The 20,943-nt window shown below is 70.7% G+C and carries 22 protein-coding genes; 9 read left to right on the top strand and 13 right to left on the bottom strand.

The genetic code is table 11. The features are described from left to right. The 7 genes from G3I65_RS41430 to G3I65_RS56640 all read right to left on the bottom strand — a co-directional run. The coding region (locus tag G3I65_RS41430; RefSeq protein WP_203612654.1) for a hypothetical protein at nucleotides 1–986 on the bottom strand (986 nt) is incomplete at its 3' end. 25 nt (nucleotides 987–1,011) lie between these two features. Next, nucleotides 1,012–1,533 carry a cytidine deaminase gene (locus G3I65_RS41425; RefSeq protein WP_160700920.1) on the bottom strand — a complete coding sequence of 174 codons (522 nt, stop codon included), beginning with the start codon at nucleotides 1,531–1,533 and terminating at the stop codon, nucleotides 1,012–1,014. Beyond that, on the bottom strand, nucleotides 1,494–2,579 hold the full coding sequence (locus G3I65_RS41420) for an AIR synthase related protein (RefSeq protein ID WP_160700919.1): 1,086 nt from the start codon (nucleotides 2,577–2,579) through the stop codon (nucleotides 1,494–1,496). The genes G3I65_RS41425 and G3I65_RS41420 overlap by 40 nt, the downstream gene beginning before the upstream one ends. Continuing rightward, nucleotides 2,576–4,000, bottom strand: a complete 1,425-nt coding sequence (locus tag G3I65_RS41415) for a TIR domain-containing protein (RefSeq protein ID WP_160700918.1) — start codon at nucleotides 3,998–4,000, stop codon at nucleotides 2,576–2,578. The genes G3I65_RS41420 and G3I65_RS41415 overlap by 4 nt, the downstream gene beginning before the upstream one ends. After that, nucleotides 3,997–4,608 (bottom strand): CYTH domain-containing protein, encoded by a 612-nt coding sequence (locus G3I65_RS41410; protein WP_160700917.1) that lies wholly within the window; start codon nucleotides 4,606–4,608, stop codon nucleotides 3,997–3,999. Before G3I65_RS41410 ends, G3I65_RS41415 begins: the two co-directional genes overlap by 4 nt. After that, nucleotides 4,598–5,551, bottom strand: coding sequence for a radical SAM protein (locus tag G3I65_RS41405; RefSeq protein WP_160700916.1), 954 nt, complete (start codon nucleotides 5,549–5,551; stop codon nucleotides 4,598–4,600). The genes G3I65_RS41410 and G3I65_RS41405 overlap by 11 nt, the downstream gene beginning before the upstream one ends. 256 nt (nucleotides 5,552–5,807) lie before the next feature. Next, nucleotides 5,808–5,948, bottom strand: coding sequence for a hypothetical protein (locus G3I65_RS56640; RefSeq protein ID WP_166641218.1), 141 nt, complete (start codon nucleotides 5,946–5,948; stop codon nucleotides 5,808–5,810). Between the two features lie 177 nt (nucleotides 5,949–6,125). On the opposite strand from G3I65_RS56640, the gene G3I65_RS41400 reads away from it, so the two are divergent. Next, complete coding sequence (locus G3I65_RS41400) at nucleotides 6,126–6,689, top strand: DUF4230 domain-containing protein (protein ID WP_239071759.1); 564 nt, start codon at nucleotides 6,126–6,128, stop codon at nucleotides 6,687–6,689. A gap of 2 nt (nucleotides 6,690–6,691) precedes the next feature. Here G3I65_RS41400 and G3I65_RS41395 read toward each other — a convergent pair whose 3' ends face one another. Further along, on the bottom strand, nucleotides 6,692–7,042 hold the full coding sequence (locus G3I65_RS41395; protein WP_160700915.1) for a UBP-type zinc finger domain-containing protein: 351 nt from the start codon (nucleotides 7,040–7,042) through the stop codon (nucleotides 6,692–6,694). Nucleotides 7,043–7,214: 172 nt separating this feature from the next. Between G3I65_RS41395 and eno the strand changes: the two genes are divergently transcribed. Further along, complete coding sequence (gene eno, locus G3I65_RS41390) at nucleotides 7,215–8,498, top strand: phosphopyruvate hydratase (RefSeq protein ID WP_160700914.1); 1,284 nt, start codon at nucleotides 7,215–7,217, stop codon at nucleotides 8,496–8,498. Here eno and G3I65_RS41385 read toward each other — a convergent pair. Beyond that, nucleotides 8,482–8,781: an EthD family reductase gene (locus tag G3I65_RS41385; protein ID WP_239071758.1), complete on the bottom strand. Its 300-nt coding sequence runs from the start codon at nucleotides 8,779–8,781 to the stop codon at nucleotides 8,482–8,484. The two genes, eno and G3I65_RS41385, sit on opposite strands and share 17 nt — an antisense overlap. A 98-nt stretch (nucleotides 8,782–8,879) precedes the next feature. On the opposite strand from G3I65_RS41385, the gene G3I65_RS41380 reads away from it, so the two are divergent. Both G3I65_RS41380 and G3I65_RS41375 read left to right on the top strand, forming a co-directional pair. Continuing rightward, the gene (locus tag G3I65_RS41380) at nucleotides 8,880–11,093 is read left to right on the top strand and encodes a molybdopterin-dependent oxidoreductase (RefSeq protein WP_160700912.1); all 2,214 of its coding nucleotides are present in this window, start codon (nucleotides 8,880–8,882) and stop codon (nucleotides 11,091–11,093) included. A 67-nt stretch (nucleotides 11,094–11,160) separates the two neighbouring features. Beyond that, complete coding sequence (locus G3I65_RS41375; RefSeq protein WP_375336762.1) at nucleotides 11,161–11,790, top strand: YitT family protein; 630 nt, start codon at nucleotides 11,161–11,163, stop codon at nucleotides 11,788–11,790. Here G3I65_RS41375 and G3I65_RS41370 read toward each other — a convergent pair. The 4 genes from G3I65_RS41370 to G3I65_RS41355 are packed head-to-tail and all read right to left on the bottom strand — an operon-like array spanning nucleotide 11,712 to nucleotide 15,897. Continuing rightward, the gene (locus G3I65_RS41370) at nucleotides 11,712–12,503 is read right to left on the bottom strand and encodes a gamma-glutamyl-gamma-aminobutyrate hydrolase family protein (protein ID WP_160700911.1); all 792 of its coding nucleotides are present in this window, start codon (nucleotides 12,501–12,503) and stop codon (nucleotides 11,712–11,714) included. The genes G3I65_RS41375 and G3I65_RS41370 overlap by 79 nt on opposite strands. Continuing rightward, the gene (locus G3I65_RS41365; protein WP_160700910.1) at nucleotides 12,500–13,837 is read right to left on the bottom strand and encodes an O-acetylhomoserine aminocarboxypropyltransferase/cysteine synthase family protein; all 1,338 of its coding nucleotides are present in this window, start codon (nucleotides 13,835–13,837) and stop codon (nucleotides 12,500–12,502) included. The genes G3I65_RS41370 and G3I65_RS41365 overlap by 4 nt, the downstream gene beginning before the upstream one ends. Next, nucleotides 13,824–14,879 carry a fatty acid desaturase family protein gene (locus G3I65_RS41360; RefSeq protein WP_160700909.1) on the bottom strand — a complete coding sequence of 352 codons (1,056 nt, stop codon included), beginning with the start codon at nucleotides 14,877–14,879 and terminating at the stop codon, nucleotides 13,824–13,826. Before G3I65_RS41360 ends, G3I65_RS41365 begins: the two co-directional genes overlap by 14 nt. A gap of 16 nt (nucleotides 14,880–14,895) precedes the next feature. Continuing rightward, entirely contained in the window at nucleotides 14,896–15,897 is a 1,002-nt protein-coding gene (locus G3I65_RS41355) for an aldo/keto reductase family protein (protein ID WP_160700908.1), read from the bottom strand. 185 nt (nucleotides 15,898–16,082) lie between these two features. Between G3I65_RS41355 and G3I65_RS41350 the strand changes: the two genes are divergently transcribed. Genes G3I65_RS41350 through G3I65_RS41330 form a run of 5 tightly spaced genes read left to right on the top strand, consistent with a single transcriptional unit; the run spans nucleotide 16,083 to nucleotide 20,818 of the window. Then, the gene (locus G3I65_RS41350; protein ID WP_160700907.1) at nucleotides 16,083–17,348 is read left to right on the top strand and encodes a glutamate-5-semialdehyde dehydrogenase; all 1,266 of its coding nucleotides are present in this window, start codon (nucleotides 16,083–16,085) and stop codon (nucleotides 17,346–17,348) included. Further along, the gene (locus G3I65_RS41345) at nucleotides 17,348–18,058 is read left to right on the top strand and encodes an alpha/beta fold hydrolase (protein ID WP_160700906.1); all 711 of its coding nucleotides are present in this window, start codon (nucleotides 17,348–17,350) and stop codon (nucleotides 18,056–18,058) included. The genes G3I65_RS41350 and G3I65_RS41345 overlap by 1 nt, the downstream gene beginning before the upstream one ends. A 33-nt stretch (nucleotides 18,059–18,091) precedes the next feature. Further along, on the top strand, nucleotides 18,092–18,379 hold the full coding sequence (locus G3I65_RS41340) for an acyl carrier protein (protein WP_160700905.1): 288 nt from the start codon (nucleotides 18,092–18,094) through the stop codon (nucleotides 18,377–18,379). Continuing rightward, nucleotides 18,376–19,722, top strand: a complete 1,347-nt coding sequence (locus tag G3I65_RS41335; protein WP_160700904.1) for a TrpB-like pyridoxal phosphate-dependent enzyme — start codon at nucleotides 18,376–18,378, stop codon at nucleotides 19,720–19,722. Before G3I65_RS41340 ends, G3I65_RS41335 begins: the two co-directional genes overlap by 4 nt. Further along, nucleotides 19,715–20,818: an acyl carrier protein gene (locus tag G3I65_RS41330; protein WP_160700903.1), complete on the top strand. Its 1,104-nt coding sequence runs from the start codon at nucleotides 19,715–19,717 to the stop codon at nucleotides 20,816–20,818. The genes G3I65_RS41335 and G3I65_RS41330 overlap by 8 nt, the downstream gene beginning before the upstream one ends. The last annotated feature ends 125 nt before the right edge of the window (nucleotides 20,819–20,943 follow it).

Here is a 20,943-nt window from a genome sequence, read left to right as displayed (position 1 = left end):
CGAACCGGGGTCAGCGCGGCGATGCCGTGGTGCTGCCGGGTCGCGCCCGCCAGCGCGTCGGCGAACCAGTCGCCGGTGACGGCGCGGGCCCGGTCGTCGAGGTAGGCCGCCGCGGCCGTGCGGAGGATGTCCGCGGTGATCGCGCTTTCGTCGCCCAGCTGCCGTGCGTCCATCGCCGCCGTGATGAGCGCGTGCGTCCACGGGCTGTGCAGGCCGTCGGCGTAGTGGCGGAGCAGCTGCGGGCCGCCGGACAGCACCTGGGTGACTTCCAGCCGCTCGGTCGTGCGCACGGCCAGCGCCACCCGCGGGTCGAGGGCGGCGCACCGGGTCAGTTCCGCCTCGTCACCGGCGAAGCTGTCCGGGATCCGCACCATCCGCACCTGGGGCAGGTCGAGCAGCGCGCGTACCGAGTCCACAGTGGACAGGAGGTTCCAGTGCGCGGTCCACACGTCGGCGACCACCAGCACGGGCCCCGGACCGGACAGCAGGCCGGCCAGCCCTTCCGCGACCGCCGGCCCGTGCGGCAGGTCGAGGAACCGGCGCCGGAGATCGGGCAGCCACCACACCCGCCGCGGCGGGAGGCCGCGGGCCAGCGACTCCACCAGCTGCCGCGGCCCGCTCGGGCGCACGACCGGCCAGTCCCGCAGGTGCGGCACCGCCCGCACCGCTTCGTAGCCGGCCCGCGTCTTCCCCGACGCCGAACCCCCGACCAGCACCACCATCAGGCAGGCTTCGGCGAAATCCCGCAGCAGTCCGCGAATCTCGCCGTCGTGCCGCCGCGAGACGTAACACGGCGGCCCGGCGGGGACCGGCGAATCCAGCGTGATCGCCTCGTGCACCCCCAGCTCCCGCGCCGTCCACCCGGCGATCGGCCGCTCGGCCACCGGCGGCGAGGTCCGGGAAACTACGACGTCGCCGTGCACGTTCCCGATCTGCACGACCGGGCCGTACACCGCGCCGACCTCGTTCGAGACGCCCTCCGCCATCGTCTCAACGTACCTGCCGCCCGGGTCAAGCCTTCCAGGCCGCGGCGGGGAGCACGGACGAATCGAAGGCGTACGGGAGCAAGTCCAAGATGTGCACGTCGAGAACCCGGTCCAGCGCGAGGTTCGAGCACAGCACCCTGATGTTCACCGCGGCTCCCCCGGTCGTGTCGTAGATGCGCTGCCGGCAGCCACCGCACGGCGTGATGGGGATGTCGGATCCCGAGTCCGTGGGGTCACCACCGGCCACGGCGATCGTCACCAGATCGCGGCTGCCCGCCGAAAACGCCGCCAGTAGCGCGGCGGGTTCGGCACAAACGCTCAGCGGCAGCGCCGACGACTCGAGGAAGGTACCCGCGAAGGTCCGCCCGAGACGGTCGCGCACCGCGGCGCCGACCAAGAACCCGGAAACAGGGTTGAAGGCGTTCCTGCCGACATCACGAGCTCTGCGCAGCAGCAGGAGATCGTCCGCTTCCAGCTCACCGGGGTCTCGATACGACACGGCGTCACCTACCCGTTCCCTAGAATAGCGCGACAATCGTCCCGCCATGCCGAAAATCTCTGCTCCCATACATAGTCCCTGGCGAACTTTTCGTCCACCGGAAGCCGCTTTTCGTCGATCGCGAGGCCATCGAGCTCGACGCCGCGGCCCTCACCGATCCGTCCGATCACCGTGAAGCGCCCGCCCACTGACGCCACCGAGTCGACCACGTCGCCGACGCCGTCGGCATCGACGACGTACATGTTCTCCCAGTCGTAACCCGGCGAGAGGGCGAACGCCGCCAGGGGTAGCTCGAGGGCTTCGGCAACCGGCCGCAGCCGTTGGTCCGGCAGTGTCGCCAACGCACCGCCGTCAAGGACCATTTTGGCCGCGGAGGCCCGTGCCAGGATGCGGACACCGCCTCCCACGCCATCGGAGAGGTCCAGCCCGGCGCGCACCCTTCCCGTGTCGATCGCGGCACGCGATTCGGCTTCGGGGAGTTCGATCACCTCGTCGGCCGACCGGCACAGTGCTTCGGTAGCGGGCGGCACGGAAAGATCCAGCTCGCGGATCAACGCGTTGGCCCACCGCAAGCCCCAGTGCTTGGCCTTCGCGGAAGTCACCCCCACGACCATGCCCGGTCTCGCGCCGGTGCGTCTGACGAGGCGATCGGACGCCGCCCGGCCCAACGCGAAGCCGACCATGTGAAAGGCTTGGCCTTCCTTCGTGTCCCCGCCGACCAGCCGCACGTCGTAGCGCGCCAGTTCGGCGGACAGGTCGGCCATCAGGGTCTCGACGGCCGCCAGCGTCGTGCCGCGAGGCAAGGTGAGCGCGACCATGAAGCTGCAAGGCCGACCGCCCATGCAGAAGATGTCCGACAACGTCTGCGCCACGCACAGCCTCGCGCGGTTGTACGTCTCCACGTTCAGCGGAAGGCGATCCATGTTCAGCAGCAAGGATTCGCGGTCGTCCAGCTCGTACACCGCGCAGTCGTCCCCGATGACCCGGGGCCCGTCGCCGTTGATGAGGTTTTCGATCAGTTCGTGCACGTGGTACTCGCCGACGTCGGTCAGCAGTTCACCACCGCCATCCGGCCGCTCCAGCCGACTCGTCACCGTCGATCCCCTTCTTGCGGTCTCGACCCGTGCGCCAGGACCTTGCGCAGAACGACGTCCGCGAACTCTTCGGGCGAGTGGGTCCGGCTTCGGATGTAGCCGATCGACGGACTGAGGCCGGGTACTTCCACCTCGTCGACGTAGTAGGGCAGCAGGAAGTTGCCCCGCGCCTCCTGCAGCCGGGAAAGGATCGCCCGCCACTCCAGGCTGCCGCTCCACTTGGACTTCACGAAGTCGGCCGACAGGATGGCGATCGCGTAACGGCACCGCCGGATGTACGTGTCGTGCAAGTACATGTTGAGATCGGCACCGAGGAGTTCGTGCTCGTAGTCCTCGTCGTAGAACACGGTCAACCCGGCGGCTCTCAGCTTTTCCCGGATCCGGGCCGCGATACCCCGTTGCATCGACGAAAAGGAAATACCCACGTCGAAGCCGTCGGTCACCCGGAGCGCGGCGGATTCTTCGCGGCGTGATCTCCAGCCGTCGGCCGTGATCCGCGACTTCTCCAGGTCCCGGCCGAGGAGATCGACCGCCAAGGCGGCCTCGGCCGTGCGCCACGTGCACACGTTGGTGTCCGAGACGTCGTTGCACCAGCCACCGCGGTCGTCGTCGAACCCGTCCAGCAGCTCACCCGCGAGCTGGACGTTGACCGGATCGAGTACCGGCCACAACTGCCGCGTCGCCAGCACCATCAGCGACCGGTCGATCGTGGTGTACCACAGCGGCTGGTCTTCCCTGCCGAGCCAGACGGAATCCATCGCCACGACCCCACCGCGCCAGATCAGGCCGTGCAGGCGCTCCAGCTTCTCCGGTGCGGAAGGCGCGCCGATGATCTTCAGAATCGCGTCGCGAAGGACTCGGACGAGGGGTTCTTCGGTCGGTGACCGCCTGAGGTAGGAGACGAGGTTCCGGCGTGCGGCCACCGCCTTCCGCGCCGGTACACCTCCGTTGTCCACCAGGTTCCGGATGGCCAGCGCCGCCGGGAGGCAGAACAACGGGTGCGGCCGGCCCGGACGATCGGGGCGCAAGCCCCAGCCACCGGAGGAATCCTGCCGGTCGAAGAACGACGAAGCCAGCTTTTCGACCGCCCCCGGGCTGGCCAGCCGGGGCCGGCGCGCCAGGGCCGCCAGGCACCACGCATCCGACCAGTTGGTTTCGATCGTGACGCGGTACCACGACGGCACCTCGATCGACCCCGCGTCGCTGAGCAGGCAGCACAGCTCGGTGAAGTACGGCTCGAGAACCTCGTCGGGGATCGAACGCATCATCGACGCGGCGTAGAGCATCGTGCCCGCCGTCGCCGCCGAGGGCTCCTTCCTCCCGATGTGCTGCGCTTCGAAGAGCACATCGAGCTTCGCCCGCTCCAGGAGCTCGATCATCACCTCGGCCGGGTGGACGCCCAGCAGTTCGCGGGCGATCATGACGGGGTCGGTTGAACGACGTCTTCGACCGCGAGAACCCGCTCGAGCCCGAGTTCCGTGAGCACGGCGGCCTTCGCGCGGACGTAGCTGTCCGCCCACGCCGGTGACGATCCGACACCGGCCAGGATCTGGTCACCGTACGCCGGGCAGGACTCGCCCAAACCGAACTCGGCGACCAACGCGGACAGTTCCTGGTCCGCCGCACGGCCGCTCAGCTCGACCTCGAGGAACATGCCCAGCCCGGCGACGTCGTCCAGCGTCAGCACCGCGTCACGTACGCGGGCAGTCCGTCGCGTGCGGTCGATCACCAACCCCAGCCGCAATCCCATCAGGCTCAGGACTTCCGCCGCGCCACGCACCGTCTCGACACCGACTTCGGCTTCGAGGTACTCGTTTTCACCGGCGGTCAAGCCTTTGTACTGCAGTGCGCAGACCCCTTCGACCCACCGCAGCCGAGCCACCCAGCCCCGGGTCTTCATGCTCACCGGGCCATCCAGTCCGAGCGTGACATCGACGACCCGGACCGGCGGGCTCCACTCGAATTCACGTGCCAGCCGGCGGTACTTGTCCTCGCTCAGCCGGAAGCGCCACTCCCGCTCAACGTACATGACTCTCCACCTCGTACGCGTCGGCGAGCTGCCGTCGGCGGACCTGGACTCCGGCTCGGTCGCCGCAGGCTTCGGCGAAAGAGGACAACGCCCGGTCGAAACTCCGCGCACACGACTCCACGGAATCGAGGTCGAGCGTCTCGCCGAACCGCGCGTTCCCGAAGCACGGCCGCAGCTGCAGCTGCGTCGTCAACCTGATGCTCCGGTATTGTGGCGCCATTTCGTGGCAGGCACCGGGACACCACGGCTTCACCATGCGGACGGACTGGCCTTTTCCACCGTGCCACGTGCTGTCGTAGGGCGTATCGGAAGATCGCCGGTAACCGAATTCGGCGAGCAAATCGCCGTACTCCCGGTGCGCGCGCCGCTGCCGTTCGATCGCCGACACCTGGCACGGCAGGAGGAATTTGACCGGAAGCCGATGCTCACGACCGAATGAGAGCATGTGTTCGACGTGCTTCGCGTCCGGAACCAACCGGGCGTAACTGTTTATCGCGACTTCCGCCCCCATACCACGAAGCACATCGAGCGTCACCCGTACACGATCCAGAACACCGCCGGTCAGGCGAGCATAGGTATCCGGATCCGCCGAGGGGACGTTGACGCAGATCCGGCCGCCGAACGCGGCGACCGACTCGAGCACCCGGCGGTTGACACCATTGGAGATGACCGCCGTGTCGTAGCCTGCCTCGACGCACTGCCGCACCAGGTCGGGCAAACCGGGGAAGAGGGTCGGCTCGCCACCCGAGAACTTGACCTGCCGCAGGCCTTTGCTCCCGGCCGCGTCGAGCAGGGTCCTCAGATCACCCGCCTTCAACGCCGACAGGCCGCTCAGCCCTTCCTGCCCCTCGTTGTGGCAGAACACGCAGGTCAAGTTGCACCGCTCGGTCAGAAGTACCCTCAAGGACAAGAATCGCGCGCCTTGCACGACCTTGCTCGACATCGCACCCTCCACGGATACTTCGTGCGTCCAGCCTGCAGTCTAGGGCGCCCCGGCCACACCGCAACACGTCGGCCGCGACGCCAATTTGGTGACAAAAGAAGGACATTTCCCGCGTCGATCACGGCTGTTGCTCCGAACGGGGCATCAACGATCGAAAACACTGATCGTCTGCTACGAATCCACGATTGCACGGCGGATTCGAGCTCCTCATTCGAGGACTTCCACCGGCTTCGTCCGCCAATCCTCGGACCCTGTGTTACACGACGTACCGAACCAAGCCGTACGAAGCCGGAACGGGCGCGCCGAGCTTCGTGCCCTTGCGGTAGCCGCCGAAGATCAGGCCCAGGACGATGATGACGAGCGCGAGCACCAGCACCCACAGCCACCACTTGCGCACGGTGTCTCCCCTCTCCGGCGGGCTCGACCCCGCGTACGTACCCACCGCGCCGGTTCGCCAAGCGTCCGCTGGGGTATTCCTCCCGGCATGGGTGCATGGGGCAAGCGGCTCATCGGGATCGGTGTGGCAGTGGTGGTCTTGGCAGCCGCGGCGCTCGTCGGATCGGCCGTTCACCTGTTGCCCCAGTTGCGCAATCCGTTCGCCCAGCAGACCGAAGAGCATTCCGGGCCGGTGCTGCTGCAGTCGATCGTCGAGCTTTCGCGCTACGAGGCCGCCAGTGGCTCGTTCCAGGTCGTCGTGGACATCACGACCAGCTCGGTGCTGCCCAGTTTCCTCGTGGGCAGCGACACGATGTTCATCGGAGTCGGCACGGACAACGCCTACGTGGACTTCTCCCGGCTGAAAGGCGACGCCGTCCAGGTCTCCGACGACCGCCTTTCGGCCACGATCACCCTGCCGCACGCCCAGCTGGAGCCGGCGACACTGGACGTGCACGAGTCCCACGTCTACGCGCAGCAGCAGGGCCTGTTCACCCGCATCAACGACTTCCTCAACGGCAACCCGAACTCGCAGCAGGCCCTGTACGAGCTCGCGCAGAAGCAGATCCAGGCCGCGGCCGTGAAGAGCACGCTGGTGGCCGACGCCGAACGGAACACGAAGGTGATGCTGACCGGCCTGCTGCAGTCGCTCGGGTTCAAGAACATCGCGGTGAACTACGCGGACAACCCGGCCGGCGGTTGACGTCAGCGGTGCAGGCGCTGGGGCCAGTCCTCGGGCAGCCGCTCCGCCGGGCCGGGCGCGGACTGGGTGAGCGGGCGGTGCTCCGGGGCGGCCAGCGCGGGACCGGACTCGTACATCGTCTCCTCTTGGTAGTCCCAGAACCACTCCTCGCCTGGCTCGAAGCTGCGGACGATCCGGTGGCCGGTCGCCGCGGCGTGGGCGCTGGCGTGCTGGCCGGGTGAGGAGTCGCAGCAGCCGATGTGGCCGCAGGCGGCGCACCGCCGGAGGTGGAACCACCAGCCCTGCGGGTCCGCGGCGTCGCAGTCCGCGCAGCCCGGGCCGCTCGGCGGCACCGAGGGGTCGACTCCTTGCATGCGAACTCCTCTGCTCGGGACCACGGGCACCGCCGACTCTAATCCGGACCGCGGGTGGCGCCGAATCGGGCAGAAGAAAGTTCGGGATCGATTCAGAGATTTCTGCTAGCCTCGCCCTGTCTCGCGGCTCACCGTGGCGCCGCCCCGTTAGGCGAACTCACCGAGGAGCGCAATGACTGCCATCGTCCGGGTCAAGGGCCGCGAAGTTCTCGACAGCCGCGGCAACCCGACCGTCGAGGTCGACGTCGAGCTGGCGGACGGCTCGCTCGGCCGGGCCGCGGTGCCCTCCGGCGCGTCCACCGGCACCCGGGAAGCGGTCGAGCTGCGGGACGGGGACAAGGCCCGGTTCCACGGCAAGGGCGTGCGCAAGGCCGTCGACGCCGTCAACACCGAGATCGCCGAGGCGGTCGTGGGCCTCGACGCCGAGGCACAGGCGGAGGTCGACCGCACGCTGATCGCGCTGGACGGCACCGCGAACAAGGCCCGGCTCGGCGCGAACGCGACGCTGGGCGTGTCGCTCGCCGTGGTCAAGGCGGCCGCCGCCGCCAGCTCGCTGCCGCTCTACCGCTACGCCGGCGGGGTGTTCGCCCACCTGCTGCCGATGCCGATGATGAACATCATCAACGGCGGCGCGCACGCCGACAACCCGATCGACTTCCAGGAGTTCATGATCGGCCCGGTCGGCGCGCCGACGTTCGCCGAGGCCGTGCGGATGGGCTCCGAGGTCTTCCACACGCTGCGCAAGTCGCTGCACGACGCCGGGCACAGCACCAACGTCGGCGACGAAGGCGGGTTCGCCCCCAACCTCAGCTCCGCCGACGAAGCCCTCGAGTTCGTACTGCGCGCGATCGAGCAGTCCGGCTACACCCCCGGCGAGGACATCGCCCTGCTGCTCGACCCGGCCGCGTCGGAGTTCTACACCGGCGAGGTCTACGACTACACCGGGGAGGGCCGCAAGCGCAGCGTCGAGGAGCACGTCGCCTACCTCGCCGACCTCACCGCCCGCTACCCCATCGTGTCCATCGAGGACGGTCTCGCGCAGGACGACTACGCCGGCTGGAAGCAGCTCACCGACACCATCGGCGACCGCGTCCAGCTCGTCGGCGACGACGTCTTCTGCACCAACGTCAACCTGCTGAACGACGGCATCGAGCGCGGCATCGGGAACTCGATCCTGGTCAAGGTCAACCAGATCGGCACCCTCACCGAGACCCTGACCACGGTGGAGACCGCGCACAAGGCGGGCTACTCCGTGGTCATGTCCCACCGCTCCGGCGAGACCGAGGACACCACGATCGCCGATCTCGCCGTCGCCACCAACTGCGGCCAGATCAAGACCGGCTCGCTGTCCCGCGCCGACCGCACGGCCAAGTACAACCAGCTCATCCGCATCGAGGAGGAACTGGGCGCCGAGGCGCGCTACGCCGGCGCGAGCACGATCAGCGGCCGCCGCTGAGCAGGTAGTGGATCAGCTCCACCCCGCCGGTGGCGTAGTTCCTGACATCCGCCGACACGGCTTTGCCCACTTCGGACTCGCGGGCGGCGGCCATGGCCTCGGCCGACTCGAAGTCGGCGTGGAAGACGGCGAAGTACTTCCGCTCGCCGGCGAGGATGGTCACGTCGAAGGAGTACTGCCAGTGGAGGAGGCCGGGCATCTGCGCCACCAGCGGCAGGTGGGTGCTGGTGTAGTACTCCCGGAAGTGGGCTTCGTCGACGGGCGGCGGGTAAAGCACGGTCATGCGGTGCATCGGTTCCCTTTCGGCGGTGGTCCCCTCCACCCTGGCAAACCCCGCGGTACACGCGTCCGAGTTACGCCCGGCGCGGTTACCGTCGGGGCATGAAGCCGAGCACATCGCATTGGGGAGCCTTCTCGGCCGAGGTCGGCCCCGACGGCAGGCTGCGCGTCGCGCCGCACCCCGCCGACCCGGCACCGTCACCCCTGCTGGGCAACCTGGCCGCCGCACTGGACCACCCCACCCGGGTGACCCGGCCCGCGGTCCGCCGCGGCTGGCTGGAGCACGGACCCGGACCGGACACCCGGCGCGGCCGCGACGAGTTCGTCGAGCTGCCCTGGCACGAGATGCTCGACCTGCTGGCCGCCGAACTGGACCGCGTCCGGACCGAACACGGCAACCAGGCGATCTTCGGCGGCTCCTACGGCTGGGCCAGCGCCGGACGCTTCCACCACGCCCAAAGCCAGCTGCACCGCTTCCTCAACACGATCGGCGGCTTCACCGCCTCGCGCAACACCTACAGCAACGGGACGTCGTCGGTGCTGCTGCCGCACGTCGTCGGCGACACCCACGCCGTGCTGCGCCAGGCCTCGACGTGGCCGACGATCGCCGCGCACACCGAGCTGATAGTCGCGTTCGGCGGCGTGCCGGAGAAGAACGTGTTCGTCACGCCCGGCGGCGTCACCGCGCACGGCACGCCGGGGCACCTCGCGCGGCTGCGGGCCCGCGTCGCGCTCGTCAGCCCGCTGCGCGACGACCTCCCGTCCACTGTGGACGCGCGCTGGTACCCGATCCGGCCCGCCACCGACACCGCGCTGATGCTCGCGCTGGCCCACGCCCTCGTCGCCGAAGGCTTGCACGATCGCGCGTTCCTCGACCGCTACACCGTCGGCTACCCGGAGTTCGAGCGCTACCTGCGCGACAAGAACCCGGCCTGGGCCGCCGCGATCACCGGCATCCCGGCCGCGGACATCGTCACGCTGGCGAGGGAAATGGCCGCGCACCGGACGCTGATCACCGTGACGTGGTCGTTGCAGCGCACCGAACACGGCGAGCAGCCGGTGTGGGCGGGCATCGCGCTGGCCGCGCTGCTCGGCCAGATCGGCCTGCCCGGCGGCGGGTTCGGCCACGGCTACGGCTCGATGGGCGACGTCGGCGACACCGGCCCCGAGCTGCGCGTCCCGTCCCTACCCCAGGGCGTCAACCCGATCGGCGAGTACATCCCGGTCGCGCGGATCGCCGACCTGCTGCTGCACCCCGGCGAAACCTACGACTACAACGGCGAGACCCGGCGCTACCCCGACATCCGGCTCGTGCACTGGGCGGGCGGCAACCCGTTCCACCACCACCAGGACCTCAACCGCCTCCGCCGCGCCTTCACCCGCCCGGACACCGTCGTCGTGCACGAGCCCCACTGGACGGCCACCGCGCGGCACGCCGACATCGTCCTGCCCGCCACAACGGCTCTGGAGCGCGAGGATATCGGTTCCGGCCGCCGCGACACGCACGTGATCGCCATGCACCGGATCGCCGAGCCCGCCGGGGAAGCGCGGGACGACTACGCGATCTTCGCCGGGCTGGCGCGCCGGCTCGGGGTGGCGGCGGAGTTCACCGAAGGCCGCACCGCCCGGCAGTGGCTGGAGCACCTCTACGACGGCTGGCGCGATTCCCCGTCGTTCGAGGAGTTCTGGGCCGCGGGCGAGCTGCGGCTCCCGCCCGGCCGCGAGCACCACACGCTGTTCGCGGACTTCCGCGCGGACCCGGACGCCCATCCCCTGCGCACGCCGAGCGGCCGCATCGAGATCACGTCGGCGACCGTCGCGGGGTTCGGCTACCCGGACTGCCCCGGTCACCCGGTCTGGCTGCCGCCGAGCGAAACCGGGCCGCTGTGGCTGATCGCGAACCAGCCGCACACCCGGCTGCACAGCCAGCTCGACGCCGGCGCCACGAGCCTGGCAGGCAAGGTGGCCGGCCGCGAAGCGATCCGCCTCAACCCGGCCGATGCGGCGGCCCGCGGCATCACGGCGGGCGACGTGGTCCGGGTGTTCAACGACCGCGGCGCCTGCCTGGCGGACGCGGTCCTGGACGACGCACTCCGGCCCGGCGTCGTCCAGCTCCCGACCGGCGCCTGGTTCGACCCGGTCGAGGACCATCCCTCCGGACCGCTGTGCGCGCACGGAAATCCGAACGTCCTCACGGCGGACATCCCGTCGTCGCGGCTGTCGCAGGGGTGCGCGGGCCAGCATGCCGCTGTCGAGGTGGAACGCTTCGAGGGACCGGTACCGGAAGTACGCGCCCTGCGTCCGCCGATCGTGTGACCGCCGCCCGGGCGCCGTTATCCTGGCAGGGCGGACTGACGACGGACAGGGGGAAGCACGCGTGCGGGTGGCCGAACTGGTGCAGTCGCCGCTGGTACCGCCGGGCAGGGCCGTCCGCCGGGTGTCGCAACTGCTCGTCGGCCTCGTGCTCTACGGCGTCAGCGACGCCATGGTGGTCGCCGCCGGGCTCGGGGTCGAACCCTGGGACGCGCTGGCCCAAGGGCTGACCCGCACCGCTGGGCTCAGCATCGGGGTCTGGACCAACCTGATCGGCGCCGCCGTGCTGCTGCTGTGGATCCCGCTGCGGCAGAAGCCCGGGCTCGGCACGCTGTGCAACGTGCTGCTCGTCGGCACCTCGATGGACCTCGCGCTGGCGCTGCTGCCGCCGTTCGGGCAGCTGTGGGTGCGCTGGGTCGTGCTGGTCGCGGGCATCGTGCTCAACGGGTTCGCCACCGGCTGCTACATCGGCGCGCAGGCCGGTCCAGGGCCGCGGGACGGGCTGATGACCGGGCTCGCGGGGCGCGGGTACCCGATCTGGGCAGTGCGGTGGGGCATCGAGATCGCGGTGCTGGTGATCGGGTTCCTGCTCGGCGCCACCGTCGGCATCGGGACCGTGCTCTACGCCTGCGCGATCGGGCCGCTCGCCCAGCTGTTCATCCCGATGCTGGACATGGGGCGGGGCGAGGGAAAGCCCTGACGAACGGCGGCGAGCCGGGTCGCGACGCCGAATTCGTGGAAGATCGCGGTGGACACCGGGTCCGTCTCGGCGTACCACTCCGGGTGCCACTGCACCGCGAGGCAGAACCCGTCACCCGCCGAAGCGGCCTCGACGACGCCGTCCGCGGCCACCGCCTCCACGCGCAGGTCCGGCGCGATCCGGTCGATGGCCTGGTGGTGCAGCGAATTGACCGAGACCCGCGCGTAGCCCAGCAGCTGCCGCAGCATGCCGCCGGCGGGGAGGTCGACGACATGCGCGGGCCGGTACTGCCGGTCCCGGGGCTGGGAAAGGTCCTCTCGATGACTTTCGTCGGGCAGGTCGCGCAACGTGCCGCCCAGCGCGACGTTCAGCTCCTGCAGCCCGCGGCAGATCCCCAGCACCGGCAGTCCCGCCCGCAGCGCGGCGGGCAGCACCCGCAGCGCGAGTTCGTCGCGGTCCGGGTCCACCGGGGCAGGCCGGGCATCACCGCCGTAGCGGGCGGGATCCACGTCGATCTGGTGCCCGCCGAACACGACGCCGTCGAAGCGGTCGAGCACGTCGGCCAGGTGCGGCGCCGGACCGCCGACGACGGCCACCGCGCAGCCGGAAACCCGTTCCAGCGCCCGGGCGTAGACCTCGCGCACCGCGACGTGCGGGACCTCGTCGACCGGTTCGGCGGACGCGGCGAGCGCGACCAGCGGCCGGGCGCTCACCGGGCCCGCTCCAGCGCGCGGGCGAGGTCTTCGAGCAGGTCGTCGGGGTGCTCCAGGCCCAGCGACAGCCGGATCGAGCCGGGCGTCACGCCGGCCGCGAGCTGGTCGGCGACCGGCAGCTGGGCGTGGGTGGTGGACGCCGGGTGCGTGGCCATCGACCGGACGTCGCCGATGTTCGTGACGTGCGCGAACAACCGGAGCGCCTCGATGAACCGGCTGCCCGCCTGCTGCCCGCCGGCCAGCTCGAACTGCACCAGCGGGCCGCCGTTGCCGCCGAGGTAGCGGCGCAGCAGCTCCTGCTGCTCTCCGCCGGCCAGGGTCGGGTGGCTGACCGAGGACACCGCCGGGTGCGCGTCGAGGAACTCCGCGACCGCGGCCGCGTTTTCGCCGTGCGCGCGCATCCGCAGCGGCAGCGTCTCGATGCCCTGGATGAGCAGGAAGGCGTTGAACGGGCTCAGGCACGCCCCGAGGTCACGTAGCAGCGTTTCCCGCGCTTTCAGCAGGTAGGGACTGCGGCCCAGCGCGCTGTCGAGGCCGGCGCCGGTCTCGGTCCACACCGCGCCGCCGTGCGCGGGGTCCGGCTCGGTCAGCAGCGGGTGCCGTGCGGCGTGGCGCGTCCAGTCGAACGTGCCGCCGTCCACGATGAGCCCGCCCAGCGCGCTGCCGTGGCCGCCGATGTACTTCGTGGCCGAATACACCAGGATGTTCGCGCCGAAGTCCAGCGGGTTGCAGACCATCGGAAGCAGGGTGTTGTCCAGCACCAGCGGCACTTCCGCCTGTTCGGCGAGCCCGGCGACGTCTTCGATCGGGAAGATGCGCAGCTTCGGGTTGGGCAGCGTTTCGCCGAAGTACGCGCGGGTGCGCTCGTCCGTGGCGGCGGCGAAGTTCTTCGGGTCTTCCGGGCTGACGAACCGGGTTTCGACGCCGAACCGCGCGAAGGTGTTGGCCAGCAGGTTCCACGTGCCGCCGTACAGCTCGTCGGAGCTGACGATGTTGTCCCCCGCCTGGCACAAGTTGAGCAGGGCGACGGTGGTCGCGGCCTGTCCGGTGGAGACGGCCAGTGCGGCCGGGGCGCCGTCCACGGCGGCGATCCGCGCTTCGAGCACGTCGCAGGTGGGGTTGTTGAGGCGGGTGTAGGCGTGCCCGTCCTCACTCAGGTCGAAGATGCCCGCGGCGGCGCCCGTGCCGGGCAGCTCGTAGGCCGCGGTCTGGAAGATCGGCGTGATCACCGGCGCGGTCGGGCCGGCGCGCAGCTCGGCACCCGCGTGCATCACGGCGGACTCGGGCCGCCGGAAGTCCTTCGGCGCGCTGGCGGGGCGGTCAGTGACCGGCATGGGACAGCTCCCTCGGTTCGGACATGGACGTGACGATCGCGCTGACGGCGCTGGGCTGGCCCCGCGGCCCCCGGGTGAACAGCCCGCCCAGCACGGCGTCGACCGCGGCGTAGTCCGGATCGGCCAGCCGCACCCGCCTCGCCTTGCCGAGGTTCCAGAACGGCGTGCGCGGATCGAGGTGGTGTTCCAGGTGGTAGTTGTCGTTGTGGATGCCGGTGAGGAACTTCTCCCAGCCGCGGCTCTTGCGGTTGCGCGTCATGTGCAGGTCCACCCGCGCGTCCCGGACGAGCGGGGTGTGCTCGGAGAGTTCGATGTACCAGCCCAGGATCTGGAAGCTCGTCAGGTAGGGCACGAACCAGAACAGCAGCAGCTCCGCGGTCCAGCCCCACGACCAGCACACCCCGGCGACGAGGGCCCAGAAGCCCCAGAACCCGGCGCGGTCGAGCAGCCGCCTGCCGCGCCGGACCTGGGACGCCTCCTGGGCGCGGCCTTCGCGCAGCACCCGGTACCGGTTGCGGACCAGGTAGCGCAGGTACGCCCAGGTCTGCGTGCCGAACAACGGCATCAGCACCACCCGGCGCACGTAGGTCCGCGGCGAGGCGGCCCGGTAGGCGCCCTGCTCGATGAAGAACCGCAGGTCCGGGTCGCGGTCCGGGTCGCCGAGCCGCGGGTGGTGGGTGAAGACGTGCGAAACCTTGTACGCGTAGTGCTGCTGGAAGATCGGGTACGCGGTGAGCACCGTCCCGAGCAGCATCCGCACCCGGTGGTCGGCGGCGCCGACGCCGTGGGCGCAGTCGTGCAGGATCGTGGACAACCCCCGCTGCCGCGCGCCGATGATCAGCACGGCCAACGGGTAGCACCACCACGAAACCGTTACACACAGCCAAACGCAGGCGGCGATCCAGGCGACGTCCTCGAGCCAGGCCAGCCCGGCGTGCCAGTTGTCGCTGCGGTTGAGGGGTTTCATCCGGGCCCGCACTTCCGCGGGGAAGCGGTGCATCCGGTAGCGCTTCCCGTCGTAGGCCCACTCGGTGTCGGACACGCGTACTCCCTGGCAGTCAGACGAGGGCGGTCAGCGGCACGCCGATGAACGTCGGGTCGAAGCGGCTGACGCCGTCGAGCAGCTCGTCGATCTTCTGCATCACCGCGTCGTCGAGCACGACGTCGACGGCCTTGAGGTTGTCGGTGAGCTGCTCGGGGCGCGAGGCGCCGGTGATCGCGGTCGCGACGTTGGGGTTCTGCAGCACCCAGGCCAGCGCCAGCTGCGCCATGGTCAGGCCGAGCTGCTCGGCGACCGGCCGCAGTTCCTGCACGCGGCGCAGCACGTCGTCCTGCAGCCAGCGGACCATGTACCCGCTGCCCTCGCCGTCGGTGGCGCGGGAGCCGGCCGGCGGCTGCTTGCCCGGCAGGTACTTGCCGGTCAGCACGCCCTGCGCCATCGGCGACCAGACGAGCTGGCCCATGCCTTCGCGCTCGCAGGCCGGGATGACCTGGGCTTCGATGACGCGCCACAGCATCGAGTACTGCGTCTGGCTGGAGATCAGCGGGACCCGCAGCTCGCGGGCCAGCGCGGCGGCGCGGGTGATCTGCTCGGCGGTCCACTCCGAGACGCCGACGTAGAGGATCTTGCCCTGGCGCACCAGATCGGCGAACGCCAGCATGGTCTCCTCCAGCTCGACCGTCGGGTCGAACTGGTGGGCCTGGTAGAGGTCGAGGTAGTCGGTCTGGAGCCGGCGCAGGGAGCCGTGCGCGGACTCCATGATGTGCTTGCGTCCCAGTCCTTGGTCGTTGGGGCCGCCGGGACCGGTCGGCCAGTAGACCTTGGTGCAGATCTCCAGGCTCTCCCGGCGGAGACCCGACAGGGCGCGTCCCAGCACCTCTTCGGCGCGGGTGTTGGCGTACATGTCGGCGGTGTCGAACGTGGTGATCCCGGCGTCCAGCGCCGCTTCCACGCACTTCCTGGCTTGTTCCTCGGCCACCTGCGACCCGTGGGTGATCCAGTTGCCGTAGGAAATCCTGCTCACTGAGAGGCCGCTGCGGCCCAGTCGACGATGTTCCATGCCTCAAGACACTGCGAGCAAATTTCCGTCCAGTCAACGTTTGAAACCGAAGATCAAGGGGCCGCGAATAGGGTCATCAAAACTATTGATGACCCCATCAATCGGTCCATGATCACATTTGCCCGGAGCATTTCCCGCTGAGAGCGTGAGGTATCTGCCGGGGGGAAATCGAGATCGGGAGAACAATGGTCGACAAGATCATCGGCGCCGCGCGTGCGGCGACCACCGCGGCCCCGCCGCTGGGCACCGAGGCGTACGGGCGGTTCTGCACCGCGCTGGCGCACCGGCTCACCGCCGCGTGGCCACGGATCCGCGAAGCGAACGACACCGACGTGGGACGAGCGCGGGACCAGGGCCTGCCCGACGTGCTCGTCGACCGGCTCCGGCTGACCGCAGACCACCTCGACGCCCTGGTCACGATGACGTCGACGGTCGCCGGTGAGCTGACCGAGCTGACCAGCCGCCCGCCGGGGACGCCGATCGGCGACTGGGGGGTGCGGCACCGCGTACCGCGGCCGCTGGGCGTGGTGCTGATGATCTTCGAGGCCCGGCCCACGGTCACCGTCGAAGGCGCGCTGCTCAACGTCGCCGCCGGCAACGCGGTGATTCTCCGCGGTGGCAAGGAGATCGCGCGGACCAACGCCGAGCTCGGCACCGCCATCGCCGCCGCGCTGGCCGACGCGGAGCTGCCGACGAGCCTGGTCACCGTGCTGGACGACCCCAGCCGCGCGCTGCTGCGGGACCTGCTGCGCCGTCCCGGCGAGATCGACGTGCTCATCCCACGCGGCAGCCCGTCGCTCATCGACTACTGCCACCGCGCGAGCACCATCCCGGTCCTGGCCAGCGGCGGCGGCGTCAACCACCTCTACGTGCACTCGAGCGCCGACCTGGCCCAGGCGGTCGCGATCGCGCTGGACAGCAAGCTCCCCGCCCCGGCCGGGTGCACCTCCCTGGAGGTCGCGCTCGTCGACCGCCCGGTGGCCGACGACTTCGTGGCGGCACTGCTCGACGGCGCCCGCCGCGACGGCCGGCCACTGACCATCCGGGTCGGCGAAGGCATCCGGCGGCCGGAAAGCACCGGCGACTGGCAGGTGGACGCGCTGGGCGAGCACGACCTGGGCCGCGAGTTCCTCGACAGCACGGTCGGCGTGGTGGCCGTGGACTCCCCCGGCGAGGCCGTGGAGTTCATCCAGCGCCACGGTTCCGGCCACAGCGAGGCGATCGCCGCCACCGACCCGGCCGCCACCGGCGAGTTCGCCGACCGGGTGGACGCCGCCACCATCGTCGTCAACGGTTCCCTGCGGCTCAACGACGGCCCGACGCTGGAGCTGGGTTCGGAGATCGCGATCAGCACCAGCAGACTGCACGCCCGCGGGCCGATCACCCTCTCCGCGCTGGTGAACTACTCGTGGGTGGTCGAGGCCAACGGCCGGCTGCGCGAGGCGAGCTGATGCCGGCACAGCTCGCCCCGGCACCGGCACCGCCGTTGCTGCTTCCGCTCAGCCAGCGCGCGCAGGCGCCGCAGGCGGTCCTCGTGCACCCCGGCGGTGGCGGCCTGAGCCCGTACACGCCGCTGGCCCTGCGGCTGGCCCGCGACCACGGCGTGAGCGGCATCCGCGCCGGCGGCCTGTTCGCCGGAGAAATTCCCGACGACGACATCGCGACGATGGCCGAGCGGTACCTGCCGCTGCTGGCCGGTCTCCCCCGCCGCCCGGACCTGCTGGTGGGCTGGTCCATGGGCGGGGTCCTCGCCTGGGAACTGGGCGCGCGGCTGTCCGCGACCGGGCCCGCGCCCGCGGTCGTGATGATCGACAGCTTCACCCGCCGCGACGAGTTCGGCACCGCGCACCGGGGCGCCGTCGTCGAGCGGATCATGCGGTCGGTGCACGCCCGGGTCGCACCCCGCGACCGGCGCTGGGCCGAAGCCACCGCCCACGCGCACATCACCGCGTCGGGACGGCACCGGGTGACCAGCAGCCACCCCGGCCCCGCGCTGCTGATGGCCTGCGCGAGCCCGCACCGCCGCACCCAGGTCGAGAACTGGACGCGGCTGTCGGGGCGGCTGCGGGTCCGCGAACTGGCGTGCGGCCATTTCGACGTTTTCGACCGGAAAGCGCTTCCCACCGTTATTCGCCACCTTGACGAATTCCTGAACGGATAACCCGTCCGCGCCACGAAAACAGGAAGGAAAACGATGACGAACGGACCAGATCGCGAAACCGTGTCCGACTCGGTGAAACGCGTGGTGATCGCCGAATCGCGGCTTTCACTGACGCCGGAGGAGATCCGCGACAACGAGCCGCTCAACGGCGACCTGCTGCACCTCAACTCGCTCGGGTTCGTCGGCATGCTGGTGCACCTGGAGGACGCGCTCGACGTGACGCTGCCCGACGACCTGTTCGTCGGCCGCACGTTCAAGACGGTCGACGACCTCGTCGACGTCGTCGCCGAAGGCGCGAGCGGGACGGAGGCCCTGCGATGAACCCCGTTTCCCTGCCCGCCAGCTGGCGCAGCGTGCTGCCCCACCTGGACGAGCCGCTCCCGCCGGACCAGAGCCCGGAGTCCCCCGCCGTCGGCGACGACGGCGTCTCGGTGAACCTGCCGTTCGCGCTGGTGCGCCAGTCCTCCCAGAACCGCGAGTTCTGGGACATCCCCGCCGAGGTGCTCGACGCCTACCGCAGCTTCCGGCCCACGCCGCTGTGGCGGGCCCGCCGGTTCGAGGACGCGGTCGGCGCGCGCGTGCCGATCTACGTCAAGTACGAGGGCGGCAACATCTCCGGCAGCCACAAGCTGAACACCGCGCTCGCCCAGGCCCACTACTACGCCAAGGCCGGCGTGAAAGAGCTGGTCACCGGCACCGGGGCCGGGCAGTGGGGCACCGCGCTCGCCGCCGCCTGCACGATGTTCGGCTTGCGCTGCCGGGTGTTCATGGTCGGCACGAGCCTGCGGAAGAAGCCCTACCGGGGCACGCTGATGCGGGCTCTCGGCGCCACCGTGCACGCCAGCCCGAGCGAGCTGACCGACGTCGCCGCCCGCAGCGGCGGCGGGGTGAACAGCCTCGCGCTCGCCATCGGCGAAGCCGTCGAATACGCCGGGCGCACCGAAGGCGCCGCGTTCTGCATCGGCAGCGGCGAGACCTACAGCATCCTGCACCAGTCCGTCATCGGGCTGGAGGCCATCGACCAGCTCGCCGAGCTGGAGGCCACTGTGGACAGTGTGGTCGGCTGCGTCGGCGCCGGCTCGAACTTCGGCGGGATCGCGTTGCCGTTCTTCGCCGACGCCGCCACGACCGGCGCCGAGTGCCCGCAGCTCGTCGCCGCGGAGTCCAGCACCACCCCGAAGCTCACCCGCGGCGTCTACGCCTACGACAAGACCGACGCCACCGGGGTCAGCCCGATGGAGGCGATGTACACGATCGGCAGCAGCTACCCGATCCCCGACTCGCACTCGGCGGGCCTGCGCTTCCACGGCGCCGCGAAGGTCATTTCCGCGATGCGGCACCGGGACCAGGTCACCGCGCAAGCCGTCGGACAGGTCGAAGCGCTGCAGGCGGGTCAGGCCTTCACCCGGTCGGAGATGGTGCTCCCGGCACCGGAATCCGGGCACGCGCTGGCCGTCGCCGCGCGCCTGGCCACCGACGGCGGATCGGCCCGTGGCGTGGTCGCCTGCGTCAGCGGGCACGGCTACCTCGACCTGTCGGCGTACCAGCAACTGCTCGACGGTGAGCTGACCACCGAGCCGCCCGAGGAGCGGGCGCTGGTATCGGCGATGGACCGGTTGCGGCCGGTGCCCGGGCTCGCGACCGCGGGGAGCAGCCATGTCTGAGCCGATGGACCACCGCCTCTTCGACTGCGTCCAGGTGAACCTGGCCGAGCTGGCCGACCGCCACCACGGCGTGGGCACACACCTCGCGCTGGGCCGGGTCCTGCGCTTCTGGCCCCGGCCGGGCGCGGACGGGCTGCCCACCGTCGAGCCGCTGGTCGACGACCACGTGTGCGAATCCGCGGCCCTGCTGGGACTGCGCGTCGCACGGCGCGAGCACGTCTCGACGGCCGCGGAACTCGAGCCCGGGCCCGGTTGCTACGTCGTGGCGGACGCCTTCCACCTGCCCTGGGTCCCGTACCACGGCAAGAAACACCTGGAGCACAGCTTCCTGGTCGAGCCGGACGGCGACGGCGTCACCGTCGTGGACGGCTACCACAACGACACCGAGTGGGGCGCGGCCCGGCCGGGCCGGTGGGCCCTCGGCCACGCGGAACTCGCGGAAGCGCTTCCCGAGGGGGCGCTGACGTTCGACCTGGTCGCCGGGGCGCCGCCCACCGAGCGCACGCCGCTGGTGGAACTGGCCGACGCCGGCACGTTCGTGGCGACCTACGCCGACCACCCCGACCGGGTGCGGGCGATGCGCGGGCTGACCCTGCAGACGTGGCTGCTCGCCCGCAGCCGCCGCCTGCACGCCGCGGCCATGGGCCTCGGCACCGAGCCGGTGCGGGCGCACCTGGCCGAGTGGGACGCGATCGCGAAGCAGGTCTACCTGGCGAGCCGCCGGGTGGCCGCGGGCCGGGAGGAGCCGCGCGCGCTGTTCCCCCGCCTCGCCGAGTGCCTCGCCGCGGACCACACGGCGTTCGGCGGAGCCGCCGAGACCGCCGCGGTGTCCACAGTGGACACCATCGATGTGCCGACGACGGTTCGCGAGTCCGTCACCGCAGTGATCGGGACCGTCCTGGGCACCGATCCCCCCGCGGACGCCCGCACGCTCGGCGACATCCCCGGTTTCAGCTCGTTCCGCATGATGGAGATCGTCGAGCGGATCGAAAGCGACCTCGGCGTCGAGTTCGCCGCCGAGGACCTGGTCCCGGAAAAGCTCACCCACGTCGACGGCCTCTGCCGGGCCGTCGTGGCCGCCGGAGGAACCCGATGACCTACTCCCCGCGAGTGCTCCACGAACTGCTCGACCACGCCGCCCGGCTGTGGCCTGCCCGGACCGCGCTGACCTGCCGCGGCGACTCTGTGACGTACGACGAACTCGCCGCCGCCGCACAGCGG

Origin of the sequence: Amycolatopsis sp. SID8362 (assembly GCF_010550475.1) — a bacterium.
Taxonomy (GTDB): Bacteria; Actinomycetota; Actinomycetes; order Mycobacteriales; family Pseudonocardiaceae; genus Amycolatopsis; species Amycolatopsis eburnea.
Note: the sequence above shows the minus strand (reverse complement) of the source record. Positions and strands in the feature narration are given on the sequence as shown.